1 protein-coding gene is annotated in these 1,230 nt (G+C 70.8%); it reads right to left on the bottom strand.

Features of this window, described 5'->3' with window-relative positions:
- On the bottom strand, positions 1-1,135 hold a 1,135-nt coding region (locus tag AC5RV2_RS18150), incomplete at its 3' end, for a macrolide 2'-phosphotransferase (RefSeq protein WP_494093485.1).
- Positions 1,136-1,230 lie beyond the last annotated feature (95 nt).

Raw genomic sequence — 1,230 nt, 5'->3', positions numbered from 1 at the left:
CGTTCCCGCCCGCCGAAACCGCCCCGCCCGCCCTGCCGGCGCCGCCCTGATCGCCGTCCGCCGGTTCGTCCCCGATCGGCCGATCGGCCGGAGCCGGCTCCGCGGCACGGTTCCCGCCCTCGGAACCGGCCGCCGGTTCCCGGGCCGGAGCAGCCGGTACAGCGGCGACCGTGGGCGGAACGGCAGGCGGCGGGGGAGAGGTGACGCTGATGGGCTGGCCGCCGTGTTCGGCCACATCGGCCTCGAGCTCGTTCAGCATGTCGACCGCCTCGTCAACCATGGTCTGGTCACCCGCGGCCAGTCCGCGGACCAGCCATTGGGCCAGCGCGAATTCGGCGGACAGCGCTGCCCGGCGCATCAGGTGGGGATCGACCGGGTCCTTGCGGTACTTGCGGTAGGACTCCAGCACCACGTCGGCGAACGACTGTTCGTGTACGGCCACCAGCCACGCGAAGTCATCGGCGGGGTCGCCAATGCGCAGGTCGGTCCAGCCGGTCACGGAGCTGACGCTGCCGTCTTGGACCAGGAGGTTGTCTTCGTGCAGGTCGCCGTGCACCACGCACGGATTGAACTTCCAGAGGGCGACGTCCTCCAGGGCGTGCTCCCACCGGCGCAGCAGGGCCGGCGGGATCTTGCCGGTGGTGGCAGCCTGGTCGAGTTCGTTGAGCTTGCGCTGGCGGAACTGGTCGGCGGTGTAGCTGGGCAAATCAGCGGCGTCGACCATGCGCTGGGGCAGGTCGTGGATGCCGGCTGTCGCCCGTCCGATCGATACCGGGACGGCGGCGCCGGCGGCGACCAGGGCTTCCAGCGCCAGCATGTTCCCGGGCACGTGGTTGTAAACGAAGGTGCGCAGTTCGGACTGCTGGACGGTCCCGGCGACCGTGGGCACCTGGAAAGGCAACTCCGCGCGGATCGCAGGCGAGAAGGCCCGGAGCACCAGCAGTTCCGTTTCGAGCCGCATGCTGGCCTCGGCGTGCTTCGGAGAACGCACGCGCCACCGCTTGCCGGACGCATCGGTGAGTACGGCGGACTGGAAATCCGCCGCATCGTCTGGCAACCCGGCAACGCCCGTGGGCGTCAACCCGGGTACGGCCGCGCTGGCTATTGCCGCCAGCTCCAGAGGTGTCTTTCTCACGTAGTCCACCGTACGTGCAACCGGTACCGGCAGCCCGGCCACGGCCGCGGCGAGTCGCCGGAAGGGTGACGCAGGCCGCACCGGCGGGGCGCCAC

The organism is Arthrobacter sp. Y3225116 (assembly GCF_059091245.1).
The sequence above is the reverse complement of the archived record's forward strand: the minus strand, read 5'-3'. Positions and strand labels throughout refer to the sequence as shown.